This is a genomic window from Actinosynnema sp. CS-041913 (assembly GCF_050942485.1).
In the GTDB taxonomy this organism is placed as follows: Bacteria; Actinomycetota; Actinomycetes; order Mycobacteriales; family Pseudonocardiaceae; genus Actinosynnema.
Genome location: NZ_CP192037.1, coordinates 6371070 through 6387659, shown reverse-complemented (window position 1 = coordinate 6387659; position 16590 = coordinate 6371070). Strand labels below are relative to the sequence as shown.

Annotated in this window: 16 protein-coding genes and 1 riboswitch; of the genes, 9 read left to right on the top strand and 7 right to left on the bottom strand. The window is 71.6% G+C overall.

The window, feature by feature from the left end; all coding sequences use genetic code 11:
* Positions 1 to 6: 6 nt before the first annotated feature.
* Positions 7 to 339 carry a hypothetical protein gene (locus ACQPZF_RS28450; RefSeq protein WP_433262051.1) on the bottom strand — a complete coding sequence of 111 codons (333 nt, stop codon included), beginning with the start codon at positions 337 to 339 and terminating at the stop codon, positions 7 to 9.
* A gap of 4 nt (positions 340 to 343) precedes the next feature.
* Here ACQPZF_RS28450 and ACQPZF_RS28445 point away from each other — a divergent pair, with 4 nt between their 5' ends.
* The 4 genes from ACQPZF_RS28445 (at position 344) to ACQPZF_RS28430 (ending at position 5829) form a co-directional block, all read left to right on the top strand.
* Positions 344 to 508, top strand: a complete 165-nt coding sequence (locus tag ACQPZF_RS28445; RefSeq protein WP_433262049.1) for a hypothetical protein — start codon at positions 344 to 346, stop codon at positions 506 to 508.
* A gap of 175 nt (positions 509 to 683) precedes the next feature.
* Entirely contained in the window at positions 684 to 3584 is a 2901-nt protein-coding gene (locus tag ACQPZF_RS28440) for an AfsR/SARP family transcriptional regulator (RefSeq protein ID WP_433262047.1), read from the top strand.
* A 70-nt stretch (positions 3585 to 3654) separates the two neighbouring features.
* A riboswitch (ZMP/ZTP riboswitch) is annotated at positions 3655 to 3741 on the top strand.
* A gap of 16 nt (positions 3742 to 3757) precedes the next feature.
* Positions 3758 to 5014, top strand: coding sequence for a serine hydroxymethyltransferase (glyA, locus tag ACQPZF_RS28435; protein WP_433262045.1), 1257 nt, complete (start codon positions 3758 to 3760; stop codon positions 5012 to 5014).
* A gap of 395 nt (positions 5015 to 5409) precedes the next feature.
* The gene (locus ACQPZF_RS28430; RefSeq protein WP_433262043.1) at positions 5410 to 5829 is read left to right on the top strand and encodes a hypothetical protein; all 420 of its coding nucleotides are present in this window, start codon (positions 5410 to 5412) and stop codon (positions 5827 to 5829) included.
* Positions 5830 to 5872: 43 nt separating this feature from the next.
* Here the strand turns inward: ACQPZF_RS28430 and ACQPZF_RS28425 are convergent, their stop codons facing one another.
* From ACQPZF_RS28425 to ACQPZF_RS28410, 4 genes are all read right to left on the bottom strand, one after another.
* The gene (locus ACQPZF_RS28425) at positions 5873 to 6832 is read right to left on the bottom strand and encodes a Clp protease N-terminal domain-containing protein (protein ID WP_433262040.1); all 960 of its coding nucleotides are present in this window, start codon (positions 6830 to 6832) and stop codon (positions 5873 to 5875) included.
* A 46-nt stretch (positions 6833 to 6878) separates the two neighbouring features.
* A complete protein-coding gene (locus tag ACQPZF_RS28420; protein WP_433262038.1) occupies positions 6879 to 7697 on the bottom strand; it encodes a Clp protease N-terminal domain-containing protein in 819 nt (272 codons plus the stop codon).
* 34 nt (positions 7698 to 7731) lie between these two features.
* Positions 7732 to 8658 carry a prolyl aminopeptidase gene (gene pip / locus ACQPZF_RS28415; RefSeq protein WP_433262036.1) on the bottom strand — a complete coding sequence of 309 codons (927 nt, stop codon included), beginning with the start codon at positions 8656 to 8658 and terminating at the stop codon, positions 7732 to 7734.
* 83 nt (positions 8659 to 8741) lie between these two features.
* A complete protein-coding gene (locus ACQPZF_RS28410; protein ID WP_433262034.1) occupies positions 8742 to 9542 on the bottom strand; it encodes a class I SAM-dependent methyltransferase in 801 nt (266 codons plus the stop codon).
* Positions 9543 to 9669: 127 nt separating this feature from the next.
* On the opposite strand from ACQPZF_RS28410, the gene ACQPZF_RS28405 reads away from it, so the two are divergent.
* The 3 genes from ACQPZF_RS28405 to ACQPZF_RS28395 all read left to right on the top strand — a co-directional run bounded on the left by ACQPZF_RS28405 (position 9670) and on the right by ACQPZF_RS28395 (position 12531).
* Complete coding sequence (locus tag ACQPZF_RS28405) at positions 9670 to 10278, top strand: TetR/AcrR family transcriptional regulator (protein ID WP_433262032.1); 609 nt, start codon at positions 9670 to 9672, stop codon at positions 10276 to 10278.
* Positions 10279 to 10304: 26 nt separating this feature from the next.
* Positions 10305 to 11855, top strand: a complete 1551-nt coding sequence (locus ACQPZF_RS28400) for an MDR family MFS transporter (protein WP_433262030.1) — start codon at positions 10305 to 10307, stop codon at positions 11853 to 11855.
* Between the two features lie 85 nt (positions 11856 to 11940).
* Positions 11941 to 12531, top strand: a complete 591-nt coding sequence (locus ACQPZF_RS28395; protein ID WP_433262028.1) for a TetR/AcrR family transcriptional regulator — start codon at positions 11941 to 11943, stop codon at positions 12529 to 12531.
* On the opposite strand, the gene ACQPZF_RS28390 is transcribed toward ACQPZF_RS28395, so the two are convergent.
* The gene (locus tag ACQPZF_RS28390) at positions 12528 to 13793 is read right to left on the bottom strand and encodes a cytochrome P450 (protein ID WP_433262026.1); all 1266 of its coding nucleotides are present in this window, start codon (positions 13791 to 13793) and stop codon (positions 12528 to 12530) included. The genes ACQPZF_RS28395 and ACQPZF_RS28390 overlap by 4 nt on opposite strands.
* A gap of 93 nt (positions 13794 to 13886) precedes the next feature.
* Positions 13887 to 14438, bottom strand: a complete 552-nt coding sequence (locus tag ACQPZF_RS28385; protein ID WP_433262024.1) for a TetR/AcrR family transcriptional regulator — start codon at positions 14436 to 14438, stop codon at positions 13887 to 13889.
* 98 nt (positions 14439 to 14536) lie between these two features.
* On the opposite strand from ACQPZF_RS28385, the gene ACQPZF_RS28380 reads away from it, so the two are divergent.
* Both ACQPZF_RS28380 and ACQPZF_RS28375 read left to right on the top strand, forming a co-directional pair.
* Entirely contained in the window at positions 14537 to 14998 is a 462-nt protein-coding gene (locus ACQPZF_RS28380) for a MarR family winged helix-turn-helix transcriptional regulator (RefSeq protein ID WP_433262022.1), read from the top strand.
* Positions 14995 to 16566, top strand: coding sequence for an MDR family MFS transporter (locus ACQPZF_RS28375; RefSeq protein WP_433262020.1), 1572 nt, complete (start codon positions 14995 to 14997; stop codon positions 16564 to 16566). Before ACQPZF_RS28380 ends, ACQPZF_RS28375 begins: the two co-directional genes overlap by 4 nt.
* Positions 16567 to 16590: the final 24 nt, after the last annotated feature.

Here is a 16590-nt window from a genome sequence, read left to right as displayed (position 1 = left end):
CCGGCGTCACCCGCAGAAGTACGTGCCGGACCACTTGCCGTTGCCGGGATCCTTGTGGCACCACCTGCGGTTGTCCTTGCCCTTGTGCGCGACGATACGGGCCTTCCCGTCCTTCCAGACCTTCACCATGTCGTAGGCCCAGCCGCCCATGGACTTCCAGCCGCCGCTGCCCGGCCACGCGTGCCACACCTGGCGATTCGTGCCGACCACGAAACTTTCGAGGCGGCCGTTGCCCCAGTCGACGTCCAGGACGTGTGTATCGCAGAGCGCTGTGCCCCAGTAGGTGAACCGCTCGATGGGGCACGGTGCGGCGGCTGCGGCGGGTGCCGAAACGCTCACGGGCGTGAGCGTGTACTCGGTTGCCACCGGCGGTTCCGCCGACGGCGCCGGTGAGACAGCCGCGGAGGCGGGCGAGACCATCATGACTGCCGCGCCCGCGAGGGCGACGGCGGTCACACCGGCGGTTCTGAACAGCGACGAGATTCCCACAGTGTTCCCCCTTCGGTGATTGCTTGCCGTGAAATCCGGCGGACCCCCCGCATTCGTCCTGCCCCCCGAAGGACCGCCGTACGGCCTATCCTGCGCCGCCGGTCGTGGGCAAAAGGTTGCGAAATCGTTGAGTCCCTTGACGGCCGGGACTACACAGGCACCGGGGATGTCGGTGGTGGGGGGTCAGGGTGGTGGTGGAATTCCGGGTCCTGGGCAGCGTCGAGACCTGGGTGGACGGCAGCGCGGTCGATGTCGGCCCGGCCCGATTACGGTGCGTGCTGGCGGCGTTGTTGATCGAGCCCAACCAGCCGATCACGGCGGATCGGCTGGTGGAGCGGGTGTGGGCGGATCGTGCGCCGCAAGGGGCGCGGAACACGTTGCGCACCTATCTCACGCGCCTGCGCCGGGTGCTCGCCGCCGCGGACGAGGTGCGGATCGGCCGGCGCGGGGGCGGGTACGTGCTCACGCTGGATCCTGCGGTCGTGGACGTGCACCGGTTCCGGCAGTTGCTCGCCGAGGCTCGAACGGCCGACGACGACTCGACGGCCGTCAACCTGTTCGGCAGGGCATTGGCGCTGTGGCGGGGCGAGCCGTTCGCCGGGCTGGACACCGACTGGATCAGCGCGATGCGCACGGAGTTGGAGGCCGAGCGGATCGAGGCCGAGTCGGACCGCACCGATCTCGTCCTCCGTCATGGCCGCCACCGCGAGCTGCTGTCGGGCCTCGTCGCCCGGACCGCCGAGAGGCCGCTGGACGAGCGGCTGGCCGGACAGCTCATGCTCACGCTGTACCGCAGCGGTCGACAGGCGGACGCCCTCGACACCTACCAGCGCATCCGCTCCCGCCTGGCGGACGAACTCGGCACCGACCCCGGCCCGCCGCTCCGGAGGCTGCACCACCAGATCCTGAACACCGACCCGGCGTTGCACGCCGCGGCGACCGGGCCCGCGGCGACCGGGCCCGCGGCGACCGGGCCCGCGGCGACCGGGCCCGCGGCGACCGGGCCCGCGGCGACCGGGCCGACGGCGACCGGGCCCGAGGCAACCAGGCCCGCGGCAACCACGCCGCCCCGGCAGCTTCCCGCGCCACCGAGGCTGTTCACCGGCCGCACCCGGCAACTGCGCGCCCTCACCGCTGGACCGGCCGGGACGGCGGATCCGGGCACCGGTCTGATGATCGCCACGATCGGCGGTCCCGGCGGGATCGGCAAGACGTGGCTCGCGCTGCACTGGGCGTACCGGCACCTCGACCGCTTCCCCGACGGCCAGTTGTACCTCAACCTCCGCGGGTTCGACCCCCGCGCGCGACCGGTGTCCCCCGAGGTGGCGATCCGGGGGTTCCTCGACGCCCTCGGCGTCGCCTCCACCGGCATCCCCGCGGATCCGGACGCGCAGGCCGCGCTCTACCGCACCGTGGTCGCCGGCAAGAGGATCCTGGTCGTGCTGGACAACGCGGCCGACACCGGCCAGGTCATCCCGCTCCTGCCCGGCAGCCCGACCTGCACCGTGCTGATCACCAGCCGCAGCACGCTCACGAGCCTGGTCACCACGCACGGAGCGCAGCCGTTGCCGCTGGACATGTTCAGCCACGACGAGGCGCACGAACTGCTCAGCGGCCACCTCGGCGGCGAACGGCTGGCCGCCGAGCCGCGGGCCGTGGAGGGTCTGCTGCGGCACTGCGCCGGACTTCCGCTGGCGCTGGGCATCGTCACGGCGAGAGTCGCCACCCACCCGGACATCCCGCTCGCCGAGCTGGCCGACGAACTCGGCGACCACTCGACCCGGTTGGACGCGTTGGACACCGGCGAGGACCTGAACGTACGGGCGGTGTTCTCCTGGTCGTACCGCACGCTCAGCTCGGCCGCGGCGCGGCTGTTCCGACTCCTGAGCCTGCACCCCGGGCCCGAGCTGAGTGGTCCGGCCGCCGCGAGCCTGGCGGGCACGCCGATCGGCGCGGTGCGCCCGCTGCTGGCCGAAGTCCGCCGGGCGCACCTGCTCACCGAGAACCGGCCCGGTCGATACGCCTTCCACGACCTGCTGCGGGCGTATGCGATCGAACTGGCGGACCGCCACGACCCCGAAGCCGACCAGCGCGGTGCGGTGCACCGCCTGCTCGACCACTACCTGCACACCGCACACGCGGCGGACCGCCTCCTGGAGCCGCACCGCGACCCGCTGGCCCTGACCGACGCGGTACCGGGAACCGTCCTGGCCCGGGTCACCGACCACCGCCAGGCACTGGACTGGTTCCAGACCGAGTTACCCGTCCTGGTCAGCGCCGTCGGGCTGGCCGCACAGCACCGGATGGACGAGCACGCCTGGCGGCTGCCGTGGACCCTGGTCACCTTCCTCGACCGCAGCGGCCTGTGGCCGGACTACGTCGCCACCCAGCGGACAGCGCTCGACGCGGCGCGCCGCCGCCGCGACCGCGACGGCCAGGCCAGGACCCACCGACTGCTCGGCAACGCCCTCAGCCGACTCGGCCGCGACGACGAAGCGCGGGCACACCTCCGGGAAGCGCTCGGCCTGTACGCCGAGATCGACGACCCGATCGGCCTGGCTCGCACGCACCGGGCGATCTGCTGGCTGCTGGGACAGCGCGAGCGCTACCCCGAAGCGATCCACCACGCCACGCGTGCGCTGGAACTGTTCAAGTCCGCAGGCCACCGCAGCGGCGAAGCACGGGCCGTGAACGCGGTCGGGTGGTACCACTCGCTGCTCGGTGACCATGCCCGTGCGCTGGAGACGTGCGAACACGCCCTTGCCCTGCATCGCGATCTGGGCAGCAAGGACGGTGAAGCGTCCACTTTGGACAGCATCGGCTACGCGCACCACCATCTGGGCAACCACGTCCAGGCGGAGGACTGCTACCGACAGGCCCTCGTGCTCTACGAAGAACTCGGTGATTGCAACGGGACGATCGAAACCCTCGGCCACTTGGGTGACACCTATCTCGCGGTCGGCGACCGGGTAGCCGCCATTCGGACGTGGCGGCAGGCGCTGGCCGTGATGGAGGAGGTCGACCACCCCGACGTCGACCGGATCCGCGCTCGGATCGCACGTTCACACGAGCGCGAAGCCGCCGGCAGCAACTGATCCCGGTCGAGCGTTCCCGCCGGACCGGTGGGCCACCCGGAGGTGTGCGCGGCCGGCGCGCCGGTTAGGATGGGTCGTTCGCGACTGGCGTGCCGAGGGTGGGAGTGACCACCGGGGAGCGACGAGCCGGCTTGCACCGCGCGCCTGGGTGCCACGGCGCGTTGGAGGCTGTCGTGCATCAACCGCCTGTTCCCGCGTTGGCCGTGGCCGATCCCGAGGTCGCTCGGCTGGTCGAGGCCGAGGCTGGTCGCCAGTTCGCGAAGATCCGGCTCATCGCGTCGGAGAACTACGTGTCGCAGGCCGTGCTGGAGGCCACCGGCACGGTGTTGACCAACAAGTACTCCGAGGGGTACTCCGGTCGTCGGTACTACGAGGGCCAGCAGGTGGTCGACCCGATCGAGACGTTGGCCGTCGACCGTGCCAGGAGCCTGTTCGGTGTCGAGCACGCCAACGTGCAGCCGTACTCCGGTTCGCCGGCGAACCTGGCCGTGTACCTGGCGTTCTTGGAGCCCGGCGACACCGTGATGGGCATGGCCCTGCCCATGGGCGGCCACCTGACCCACGGCTGGAATGTGTCCGCGACCGGCAAGTGGTTCCGCAGCGTGCAGTACGGCGTGCGCAAGGACACCGGTCGCGTGGACCTGGACGAGGCTCGGGACTTGGCGTTGCGCGAACGTCCGAAGGTCATCTTCTGCGGTGGCACGGCGATTCCGCGCACGATCGACTTCCCGGCGTTCGCCGCCATCGCGCGGGAGGTGGGCGCGGTGCTGGTCGCCGATATCGCGCACATCGCCGGGTTGATCGCGGGCGGGGCGCATCCGTCGCCGGTCGGCCACGCCCCGGTGATCACGACTACGACGCACAAGACGTTGCGCGGGCCGCGTGGCGCGATGATCCTGTCGGACGCCGCTCACGCCAAGGCCGTGGACCGGGCCGTTTTTCCCGGCCTGCAAGGAGGTCCGCACAACCACACCACGGCGGCCATCGCGGTGGCGTTGGGTGAGGCGTCGGCGCCCTCGTTCCGGACCTACGCGCACAACGTGGTCGCGAACGCGCAGGCGCTGGCGGCGGCCTTGGCGCAGCGCGGTTTCGAGCTGGTGTCCGGCGGCACCGACAACCACCTCGTCCTGGTCGACCTGACCGGCAAGGCCATCGGCGGCAAGCCGGCGGCGAAGGCCCTGGACCGGGCAGGCATCGAGGCGAACTACAACACCGTCCCCTACGACCCGCGCAAGCCCTTCGACCCGTCCGGCCTCCGCCTGGGCACCGCCGCCATCACCACCCGCGGCCTCGGCCCCGACCAGATGCCGCAACTGGCGGCGTGGATCGACGCGGCCGTGCAGGCGGCGGGGGACGAGGCGGCGCTGGACCGCCTTGCGGCCGAGGTGGCGGAACTGATGGCGGGCTACCCGATGCCGGGCTGGGCCTGACGGACCGGTTCGGGAGGAAGCCAGCGTGCCGATGTGCTGACGATCCGGGCTCGCCGGGCGCACGGATCTCAGCGAACGAGACGCCGCCCTGTTGCTGGGCTGCTCGGTGGGGTCGGTGAAGACGCTGACCTCGCGGGGTTGGCCAGGCTGCGGACGTTGCCGGGACGAGGGAAGGGCTGAGGTCCATGGGTGAGGGGGACGCTCGCGGTGCAGGCCGCCCGGACGCGGACGGCGACGCCGCACGTCGATGGACGTGCGCGGACGGACCGTCGGGCGGGGATCGGGGAGCAGTGGTCGCAGTCCTGGTCCAGCGCGGACGGTGCGGTGCGGGGACGGCGGGTGACGGTCGACCCGCCCAGGGGCGGCTGGGAGCCGCTGTCGACGGATTTCCGGGAGTGTTCGTCGCTGACAAGTACGCCCAGCCGTTCCTGGGCGCATGGCAGGGCGCCGGTGCGGTGCCCGCGTCGGCGGCCCCCACGGTGCGGGGACGGGCGTGGTGCTTCCGGTCGACGGATGTGCGGACTGCGGCGGAACCCGTGGGGACCGGTGATCCGAGCCTCCCGGAGGGGGATGTCGGCGACGAGGAGCGGGGGCCGGTCGAGGTGTGCTCGCTGACCTGGCGGACCGACCGCTACGGCTGGGTGTCCGGGACGCCCGGGTCGAAGGCTCATGGCAGCCCGACGTACTCCGTTCCGTCGTTGGTCGCGTGTGTGCTCACGGAACAGGTGCCTGGCACGGATCCGGCCACGGTGGTGAGTGTGTTCCCCGGTGGCGAGGGCACGTGCGCCACCCTGGGGTTGCCCGGCTACCGGTGAGAACGGCCGGATGGCAACGGCTCGGCCGGCGGGGGGCGGGCCGCTAGGCGCGGATGACGGCTTCCGCCAGGCGTGCGATGTCCTGGCGGAAGCTGTCGTGCCTGATCTTCAGCCCGTGTCGGAACGCCAGTGAGCGCAGGCTGTCGGGCAGCTCGTCGAAGGCGGGCATCTCCGCGCCGTCCACCAGCACCGGCACGACTCGCACGTCGCGGTGGAGGGCCGCCTCGATCTCCAGGCGCACCAGGTCGTTCGGCTGCTCCAGCCGCACCCTGCCGCGCGCGTCGGTGGCGGTCGCCCAGTTGTGGCCTATTACCGCTATCAGCACGTCGCAGTCGCTCACGGCGGCGTTGATGGCCTTGGTGAAGTCCGCGCCGAGCTGGATCGAGTCGACGTCCATGAAGACCTCGGCGTGGTCGACGTGGCGGTCGATCCAGTCCGCGATCCGTCCCGCCACGTGGCTGTCGGGCACGCGCCGGTAGCTGACGAACACCTTGGCGACCCGCCGCGTCGGCTGCGCGGGCGGGACCGGTGGCTGCGGCTTCGGCCCGAGCGCCTTGAGCTGGGGAGTCTCCAGCTTGCGCAGGGCGAGGATCTTCTCGACCACCAGGTTCCCGGTCAGTCCGAGGCTTGAGAACAGTCGGCCGACCACACCATCCTTCTCCTGGGTCAAGGCGAGTAGCAGGTGCTCGGTGCCGATGTGGCGGTGGTCGTGTTGCGTCGCCCAGCCGCCGGCCACGCGGTGGACCACCTTCGCACGCTCGGAGAGGGGTACGGGTCGCTCGTGCGCCTGACCGCCCCGGTCGGTCACCTTGAGGAGATGACGCCGACACAGCACGACCGGGAAGCGGAGTGACACCAGGACCCGGTACGCCGTGCTGGTCTCGTCATCGAGGAGCGCGAGCAGCAGGTGTTCGGTGTCGACGTAGTCGTGCCCGCGCCGGCGTGCGTGGTTCTCCGACCACACGACCGCGCGACGCGCGCGTTCGGTGAGCTTCTCGTACATCGCGATCCTGACGTCGGCGCCCGGCGTCCGCCCAGGATATCCGCCGTCACCGCAACCGTTCGGCAAGGGCGGCCATGTCGTCGCGGAAGGTCCGGTGGCGCAGCACCACCGGGTCCGCGAGCCGCAGATCTGCGGATATTTCCCTGTCCGATGGGAGTTCCGCCCCGTCGACCAGCACCGGGACCACGTCGATCCCGCTCAGCAAGGCCTCTTCGACCTCCTGGAGCGCCGGCCCCTTGGGTGTCCACTGTGGACTTACGACGACCACCAGCACGTCGCTGTCCCCGACGGTGTCCTCGGCGTCCATCACCACCTCGTGGACCGCGAGCTGGTAGTGCAGCCAGTCCGCGATGCGCCCGGCGAGGTGTCGGTCGCCGGGACGCTGGTAGCTCACGTAGATCCGGGCCGACGGCCGGGGTGCGGGGAGTTCGAAGCCGGACATCACGGCCAGCAGGCGTTCGCGCACGTCGTCCAGCGACACCCCGGCACGGGCCAGCACGGCGACCGCCCCGCCGTCGCCCTCGTCCAGCACGCCGAGCAGGACGTGCTCGGTGGAGATCCGGCCGTGGCCCAGCGCCTCCGCCTGCCGCACCGCCATCTCCAACGCCCGCTTCGCCCGCGGCGTGAAGGGTAAGCGGCCGGCGGACAGCTCGCGCCCGCGTCCGCGGATGGCCGCGGTGTGCCGCACGCAGTTCTGCGGCGACAGGCCGAGGGACATCAGGACGCGGGCGGCGCTGCCGGAGCCCTCCAGGAGCAGGCCGATGAGCAGGTGCTCGGTGCCGATGTGGTGGTGGCGGAGGAGTTCCGCCTCCTTCTTCGCGAGCACCGTCACGTGCTGCGCGCGTTCGGTGAACCTCTCGAACATGCGGCGGAGCCTCCTGCCGAGTCCCCGCCAGGTGTCACCGGAACCGGTCGGTCGCGGCGATCCTGGCTGCCGTCATGCTCGCACTGCCGCCGTGTGCCGTGTCGCGGATCATCACGAGTTCCGCGTCCGGCCAGGCGTGCACCAGCCGCCAGGGCGAGCCGACCAGGTTCGCGAGGTCCAGTTCGCCCTGCACCACCACGCCCGGGATGCCCGCCAGCCGGGACGCGTTGGCCGGCACGTAGTCGTCCGGCAGCCAGCAGTTGTGCGACCAGTAGTGGCAGACCATCCGGGCGAACGCCAGCCGGTACTCCGGCGGGTCGAAGCGCGGGTCGCCGGGCGTCAGCGGGAGCATCGCGTCCTCCCACGCGCACCACTCGTCGGCCGCCTTCCGGTGCACCGCCGGGTCCGGGTCGAGCAGCAGCTTCAGGTACTCGGTCGGCAGGTGGCCGTCCGGGTTCGCCACCACGGAGGTGAACCGGGCGAACGCCTCCGGGAACATCGGCCCCAGTCCGCGCGACAGGAGGTCGATCTCCTCGCGGAGCCCGACCCCCACGCCCGCGTGCACCATCTCGGACACCCGCTCCGGGTGCCGCACGGCGTAGGTCAGCCCCAGCACCGAGCCCCACGACGCGCCGAACACCAGCCACCGCTCGATGCCCAGCGTGGTGCGCAGCAGCTCGATGTCGGCGATCAGGTGGTCGGTGGTGTTCGTGGACAGGTCGACCACCGGCGCTCCGGCGTGCGGTGTGCTGCGCCCGCAACCGCGCTGGTCGAACAGCACCACCCGGTACGCCGACGGGTCGAAGTAGCGGCGGGCCCTGGCGGTGGACCCGGAGCCGGGGCCGCCGTGCAGCACCACCGCCGGCTTCCCGTCGGGGTTGCCGCACACCTCCCAGTACACGTGGTGCCCGTCGCCGACGTCGAGCATCCCGCGGTCGTACGGCTCGATCTCCGGATACATCCCAGCGTCCCCCACTCCCGAGATACAACAGTGCTGTTAGATTAGCCCACGGCAGCCTCCAGCGCCGCGGACCCCGTGCGGCCTCAGGCCTTCGTCGCCCGGATCGTGTACAGCAGCGGCAGTCGGGGGTGGCCGGCGGGGAAGCGGTATTCGCCGTTCGCCTCCCGGCGCAGGGCCGGGTAGGCCTGGAACAGCGAGAAGTCCCGTTCGTGCAGGAAGTCGACGCGCAAGCCGGCCCGCACCAACGCCGTCACGACCTCGCCGAGCGGGTGCTGCCACTGCACGGACCGGGTCTTGGTGAGCGGCGGTCCGTCCGTGTAGGTGAGCGGGTCGTCGTACGTCTCGCCGTCGGCCCGGAAGTAGTCGTGCGCCAGCGTCCGGCCGTCGTCGCCGAGCGCGTTCGCGATCGGGTGGAACTCGGCCAGGTACAGGAATCCGCCGTCCACCAGCAGCGACGACACGACCTCGGCCCAGCGTCGCACGTCCGGCAGCCAGACCAGCGCGCCGAAGCCGGTGTACACGACGTCGAAGCGCTCGTCGCCCAACGCCGCCCGCGCGTCGTACACGTCCGAGACCACGAACCTGCCGGGCTGTCCGGTCTCCGCCGCCAAGGCGCGGGCGGTCTCGACGGCGGCGGGGGAGAAGTCCAGGCCGGTGACGTCCGCGCCGAGCCTGGCCCAGGACAGGGTGTCCTGACCCATGTGGCATTGCAGGTGCAGCAAGCGCTTGCCGGTCACGTCGCCGACCTCGGCGAGTTCGAACGCGCGCAGCGTCGACCCGCCCGCGCGGAAGCCGGGCAGGTCGTAGTAGTCGCTGGCCGCGTGGACGGCGGTGCGGTCGTCCCAGTTCGCGCGGTTGAGCCCCAGCCAGTCCACCTCGGTCACCCGCGCGACGGTAGCGGCGGCCCCGGACGGGACGCACCCCAATTGCGGTGCCGGGCGAGAGGGGGATCACAAAACTGCATAGGTTGTAAATTTGCAGTCTGTGCAGCTTTATTCGTACTCTGTTCGAGTGAACGGCGCGCCCGGTCTTCGTGACCGCAAGAAGCAGCAGACGCGGGCCGCGCTCTGCCGGGCCGCTCTCGTGCTGGCCGCCGAGCGCGGTCTGGACCACGTCACCGTGGAGGACATCAGCACCGCCGCCGGGGTCTCCCCGCGCACGTTCTTCAACTACTTCACGGGCAAGGAGGAAGCCGTCGCCGCGCCCGATCCCGAGGCGGGGCCACGAATCCGGCAACGGGTCCTGGACCAGCCCGCCGGACTGTGCGCGGCGGAGGCGGTGAAGGCCGCGATGATCGCCGAGATCGCCGAGGTGCTGGCCGAGGACCGTGAATTGTGGTTGCTCCGGATGCGGGTCGTGCAGCAGCATCCCGTGCTGCTCGCCCGCGTCTTCGCCGGCGGCGAGGAAACCGAACGGCACCTCGTGGCGGGCATCGCCGAACGCGTCGGCCTCACCGCCTCGGACCTCTACCCGATGCTGCTGGGCGCCGCCGCCGGCGCGGCGTGCCGGGTGGCGTTCACCCGGTCGTCCGACCCGGATGACCCGCGACCGCTGGAAACCCTGCTCGGCGACGCCATGGACCTGCTGTCCGCAGGTCTGGCGCAGCCACCCAGGACGTAAACCGAATCACCACCAGAGGGGGGACGATGTCCGTCGAAACGACCGAGCCGACCGCGGAGAGCACCGCGCGCCGGGACGTCGTGCAAGCCATGTCCGGGCTGATGCTCGGCATGTTCATGGCCATTCTGGCCTCCACGATCGTGTCCAACGCGCTGCCGCGCATCATCGCCGACCTGGAGGGCTCCCAGTCGGTCTACACCTGGGTGGTCACCACCGAGCTGCTGGCGATGACCGCGACCGTGCCGCTGTGGGGCAAGCTCGCCGACCTGTACAGCCGCAAGCTGCTCATCCAGCTATCCCTGGGCATGTTCGTGGTCGGCTCGCTGATCGCCGGGTTCTCCCCGAACGTGGAAGTGCTCATCGCCAGCCGGGTCGTGCAGGGCCTGGGCGCGGGCGGCATGACGGCGCTGGCCACCATCGTGATGGCGGCCATGATCCCGCCGCGCGACATGGGCAAGTACGCCGGCCTGTTCGGCGCCGTGTTCGGTGTCGGCACCGTCGCCGGGCCGCTGATCGGCGGCGTCATCGTGGACACGTCCTGGCTGGGCTGGCGCTGGTGCTTCTTCATCGGCGTGCCGTTCACCCTGGCGGCGATCCTGCTGCTCCAGCGCACCCTGCGGCTGCCGGTGGTGCGCAAGGAAGTGAAGATCGACTACCTGGGCGCGGCGCTGATCGTGTCCGGTGTGTCGACGCTGCTGGTGTGGACGACGCTGGCCGGCAACCAGTTCGAGTGGCTGTCCGGCTGGTCCGCGCTGATGGTGGTCGGCGGCCTCGTGCTGCTGGCGCTGGCGGTCTGGGTCGAGTCGCGGGCCGAGGACCCGATCGTGCCGCTGTCGATCTTCACCAACCGCACGGTCTCGCTGACCACGCTGGCCAGCGCGCTGGTCGGCGTCGCGATGTTCGGCGGCACGGTGTTCCTGTCCCAGTACTTCCAGATCGGCCTGGGCAAGACGCCCACGCAGGCCGGCCTGATGAGCCTGCCGCTGATCTTCGGCCTGCTCGTGTCGTCCACCGTGGCGGGGCAGCTCATCACCAAGTGGGGCCGGTGGAAGGTGTTCCTGGTCGCGGGCGGCGCGGTGATGGTCGGCGGCATGGTGCTGCTGGCCACCATCGACGCGGGCACCAGCGTGTTCGTGGTGTCGGTGCACATGGCCGTGCTGGGCGTCGGCGTCGGCATGCTGATGCAGAACCTGGTGCTGGTGGCGCAGAACGACGTGCCGGCGAAGGACCTGGGCGCGACCACGTCGACGCTGACGTTCTTCCGCTCGCTCGGCGGCGCGATCGGCGTGAGCGTGCTGGGCGCCGTGCTGGCCAACCGAGTGACCGGTCTGGCGGCCGAGAAGTTCGGTCCGACGCCCGGCGGCGACGCGGGCACCGTGCCGGACCTGTCCCTGCTGCCCCCGGAGGCCCGGCGGATCATCCAGGACATCTACGCGACCGCCACCGCGGAGCTGTTCCTGATCGGCGCGCCGATCGCGGTGCTCGCCCTGGTGGCCGTGCTGTTCATCAAGGAGAAGCCGCTCAAGACGCTCAGCGGTGACGAGCGCCTGGCAGCCGAGATGTCCGCCGGTCACTGACCCCGCCCCCGTGAGGTCGCGACTTTCGAGCGACCGAGCCCGCCTCGACGGAGTCGAGGCAATCCAACACTGCGACAATCCCGCCATGGAACGACCTGCCGGGCTGCGGGAACGCAAGAAGCTGGCAACTCGCAAGGCCCTGGCCGACGCCGCGCTACGACTTTGTGTCGAGCGCGGCGTCGACGGCGTCACGGTCGAAGAGGTCGCGCACGACGCCGGCGTGTCGCTGCGGACGTTCTTCAACTACTTCTCGTCCAAGGAAGAGGCCGTGGTCGCCGGTGACGTGGCGACGGCCGAGGCGTTCGTCCAAGAGTTCGCCGGACGCCCCGACGACGAGCCGGTGCTCGAAGCCCTCCGCCGGGCGTTGGTGGAGATCGTCCCCGAACGCATCGACCGCGCGAAGCTCGGGCAACTCCGCGTGCTGCGCCAGACGCCATCGTTGCTGCCGCACCTGTTGGCCGCCTTCCACGCCCAGGAACGGGCACTGGCGGTCGCGGTCGCCCGGAGGGTCGGCGTCGACCCCGACACGGACGTCTACCCGCACATGTTCGCCGCGACCGCGATGGCCACCTTGCGAGCGGTCGTGACGTGGTGGCTCGACACCGGGGACCGGCGTCCGCTGGCCGACCTGATCGGGATCATGATCGACCGGCTGGACGCCGGGTTCGCCCGCTAGGCGTCCCAGGCCACCGGCAGGCTGTGCACGCCGTACACCAGCATGTCGCTGCGCAGCGGCACGTCGGAGGCGGGCAGGTCGAGCCGCAGGCCGGGCAGCCGGCGCAGCAGCTCGGTGAAGCCCACCGCCATCTCCACCCGCGCGAGCTGCTGGCCCAGGCACTGGTGGACGCCGTGCCCGAACGCCAGGTGCGAGACGCGCGGCCGGGTCACGTCCAGGGTGTCGGGGTCGCCGTAGTGGCCGGGGTCGCGGTTGGCGGCCGGCACCGAGATGAGCACCGTCGACTCCGCGGGGATCGCCACGCCCGCGATCTCCACGTCCTCCAGCGTCATCCGCACCGGACCCAGGTGCACGATCGACAGGTACCGCAGCAGCTCCTCCACCGCGCCCTCCACGAGGGACGGGTCGGCGCGCAGCCTGGCCAGCTCCTCCGGGTGCTCCAGCAGCGCGAACGTCCCCAGCGCGAGCATGTTGGCGGTCGTCTCGTGGCCCGCGACGAGCAGCAGGCTGGAGATGCCGACCAGCTCGTCGTCGGTCAGCTCGGGTGCCGTCTCGATCAGGCCGGACAGCAGGTCGTCGGTCGGGTGGGCCCGCTTGTCCCGGACCAGGCCGCGCAGGAACGCCCGCAGCTCGTCGGCGGCCTTCACCACCTCGTCCGTCGGGGCGTTGAGCCGCAGCAGGGTGGACGAGCGCTGCTGGAACTCGGCGCGGTCCTCGTACGCGACGCCGAGCAGTTCGCAGATCACCAGGGACGGCACCGGCAGCGCGAACGCCTGCACGAGGTCCGCGGTCCGGCCCGCGGCGGTCATCGCGTCCAGGTGCTCGGCGACGATCTCCTGGATGCGGGGCGCGAGCTGACGCATCCGCCGCACGGTGAACTGGCCGGTGAGCAGCTTGCGGTACCGGGTGTGGTCCGGCGGGTCCATGGCGATGAAGCTGCCCGCGCGGGCGGCCTTGTCGGTCACCCGCTCACGCAGGCTCGGCGGGAGCTTGCTCAGCACGCGTTCGCTGCGGAACCGGTCGGAGCTGAACCGGGCGTCGGCGAGCACGGCGCGGGCCTCGTCGTGGCCGGTGATCAGCCACGCGAGGTCGCCGTCGCCCATGGTGACCTGGTGCACCGGACCCTGTCGGGCCAGTCCGGTCTGGTGCGCCGCCGGGTCGAACGGGCAGCCGGGCGTGCGCTCGGTGTACTCGGCCGGCAGCCGTAAGCCGAGCCGGTCCTGGCTGGGCGCGGCCGGTCGGGAAGCGGTGGGGCTGGTCATCCGTGCGTCCTGTTCCCGACTCGGGGTGACCGAGTCGCTGCTGAGAGTGTTGGTAACCCACGGTACCAAAAGCTGCACAACGTGCAGGTTTTTTTACGAGAGGGCTTCCGTGACCCACTCGGCGAGCGTCCGGTCGGGGTGCTCCAGCCAGTGTTGGGTGGCGGCGCGGAGGGCGGCGAGGAACGTCGCGGCGAGCACCCGGGACCGCAGTTCGCCCGCCCCGCGCACGGCGACCTCGGCGGCCAGGTCGCGCTCGACCGCGGCGTACGCGGCGACCTGGTGGGCGACCAGGCTCGGGTGCCCGCGCAGCAGTCGCCGCTGCGCCACCCACGCCGGGTCCAGGCGGTCGCTCTCGGCCGGCAGCGCGGCGGCGGCCCCGGCGAGCGCGGTGCGCGGCGGCTCGTCCGCCGGGCGGTCGCGGACCAGGTCGAGCAGGCGGCGCAGGCGCAGCAGGTCGCCGTAGAAGATCGCTTCTTCCTTGCCCGCGAAGTAGTTGGAGAACGTCCGGCGGGACACGCCGGCGGCGTCCGCGATCGCCTCGACGGTGACCCGGTCGGGCCCGTGCGCCAGCGCCAGCCGCAGCGCCGCCTCGTGCAGGGCCAGGCGGGTGGCCGACTTCTTGCGCTCGCGCGGTCCGGGGTCCATCGAGAGCCACGTTACTGGAATTGCCCAGCGGGAAAACTTGCACAACGGGCAAGTTTGATAGATGCTTGTAGTAAGCAAGCATTTTCGGGAGGGTCGACGTGGACACCAGCCCACACCACGGCGAACTGGTGGAGCGACTGCGCGAGCTGTTGAAGGTCGTGCGGCTGGTCCGCCACCAGCGCACCGGCTACCCGTCGGTGCCGACCGGCCTGGTCGGCACGCTGACGCTGATCGACCAGGCGTCCGGGTGCCACGCCAAGGAACTGGCGCGGCGCACCGGGCTCGACCCGTCCACGGTCAGCCGGGCGGTGGCCGCGCTGGTCGCGCACGGCCTGGTGGAGCGGCGGGCCGACCCGCGCGACGGGCGGGCCAGCGTGCTGGCCGTCACCGACGCCGGGCACGTCGCGCTCGCCGAGGCCCAGCGCTGGTACGACGACCTGATGGACCGGGCGCTCGCGCACTGGACGCCGGCCGAGGTCGAGGCGCTGACCTCGGCGCTCGGCCGCCTGAACACCGATGTCGAAGGAGCCCTGGGCTCCACTCTGGAGGCCGCTCGATGAGTGCCGCACCACCTGCCACCGGCTCGGCCGGCCCCGCGCCGATGAGCCACCGGCAGATCCTGGAAGCGCTCAGCGGACTGCTGCTCGTGCTGTTCGTGGCCATGCTCAGCAGCACCGTGGTGTCCACGGCGCTGCCGCAGATCATCGGCGCGCTGGAGGGCTCGCAGACGCAGTACACCTGGGTCGTCACGGCGACCCTGCTCACCGCCACCGCGACCACGCCCCTCTGGGGCAAGCTGGCCGACCTGTTCGACAAGAAGACCATGGTCCAGGTCGCCATCGTGATCTTCGCGGCCGGCTCGGTGGTCAGCGGCTTCGCGCAGAGCGCCGGCCAGCTCATCGCCGCGCGGGCGTTCCAGGGCATCGGCGTCGGCGGCCTCCAGGCACTGGTGCAGGTGGTGATCGCGGCGATGATCCCGCCGCGCGAGCGCGGCCGGTACAACGGGTACCTGGGCGCGGTGATGGCGGTGGCGACGGTCGGCGGGCCGCTGCTCGGCGGGCTGATCGTGGACACCTCGTGGCTGGGCTGGCGGTGGTGCTTCTTCATCGGCGTGCCGGTGGCGCTGGTCGCGCTGTTCGTGTTGCAGGCGACGCTGAAGGTGCGGAGCGTGCGGCGGCCCGGTGTGCGGATCGACTACCTCGGGGCCGGGCTGATCGCCGCCGGCGTGTCGGTGCTGCTGATCTGGATCTCGTTCGTGGACGACTCGTTCGCCTGGGTGTCGTGGCAGACCGGCGCGATGGTCGGCGGCTCGCTGGCGCTGCTGGCGGCGGCCGTGTTCGTGGAGTCGCGGGCGGCGGAACCGGTGGTGCCGCTGGAGATCGTGCGGCGGCGGACGACGGCGCTGGCGATCCTCGCGAGCCTCGCGGTCGGCATGGCGATGTTCGGCGGCGCGGTGTTCCTGGGGCAGTACTTCCAGATCGGGCGCGGCTACACGCCGACCGAGGCCGGGTTGCTGACCATCCCGATGATGGCCGGCGTGCTGGGCACGTCGATCGTCAGCGGCCGGCTGATCACCCGCACCGGGAAGGGCAAGCCCTACATCGTGGCGGGCGCGATCACGCTGGTGGTGGGCTTCGCGGCGCTGGCGACGATCGACCACGAGACGCCGCTGGTGCTGGTCGGCGGCGCGATGCTGCTGGTGGGCGCGGGCGTGGGCATGAGCATGCAGAACCTGGTGCTGGCGGTGCAGAACACCGTGCCGCTGCGGGACATCGGGGCGGCCAGCTCGACCATCGCGTTCTTCCGCTCGCTGGGCGGCACCATCGGCGTGTCGGTGCTGGGCGCGGTGCTGGCCCGCGACGTGGGCGACCGCATCTCCAGCGGGCTCGCGGCGGCCGGCTACCCGAGCACGGGCGGCGGCAGCGGCAGCCTGAACGTCGACGCCCTGCCGGAAGGGGTGCAGCACATCGTGCGCGCGGCCTACGGCGACTCGACCGGGCACATCTTCCTGATCTCGGCGGGCATCGGGGTGGTGGGCGTGGTCGCGGCCCTGCTGCTGCGCCCGATCACGCTGCGGTCCAGCCTGGACCTGGTCGAGGTCGAGGAAGAGGCCAAGACCGGCGGGTGAGAGGCCACCCCGGGCGGCGAGGCT

Coding starts and splice junctions, on each gene's coding strand:
- ACQPZF_RS28425 (WP_433262040.1), bottom strand. CDS start 6,832: ATGTACGAGAAGCTCACCGAACGCGCGCGTCGCGCGGTCGTGTGGTCG.
- ACQPZF_RS28420 (WP_433262038.1), bottom strand. CDS start 7,697: ATGTTCGAGAGGTTCACCGAACGCGCGCAGCACGTGACGGTGCTCGCG.
- pip (WP_433262036.1), bottom strand. CDS start 8,658: ATGTATCCGGAGATCGAGCCGTACGACCGCGGGATGCTCGACGTCGGC.
- ACQPZF_RS28400 (WP_433262030.1), top strand. CDS start 10,305: ATGTCCGTCGAAACGACCGAGCCGACCGCGGAGAGCACCGCGCGCCGG.
- ACQPZF_RS28395 (WP_433262028.1), top strand. CDS start 11,941: ATGGAACGACCTGCCGGGCTGCGGGAACGCAAGAAGCTGGCAACTCGC.
- ACQPZF_RS28390 (WP_433262026.1), bottom strand. CDS start 13,793: ATGACCAGCCCCACCGCTTCCCGACCGGCCGCGCCCAGCCAGGACCGG.
- ACQPZF_RS28385 (WP_433262024.1), bottom strand. CDS start 14,438: ATGGACCCCGGACCGCGCGAGCGCAAGAAGTCGGCCACCCGCCTGGCC.
- ACQPZF_RS28375 (WP_433262020.1), top strand. CDS start 14,995: ATGAGTGCCGCACCACCTGCCACCGGCTCGGCCGGCCCCGCGCCGATG.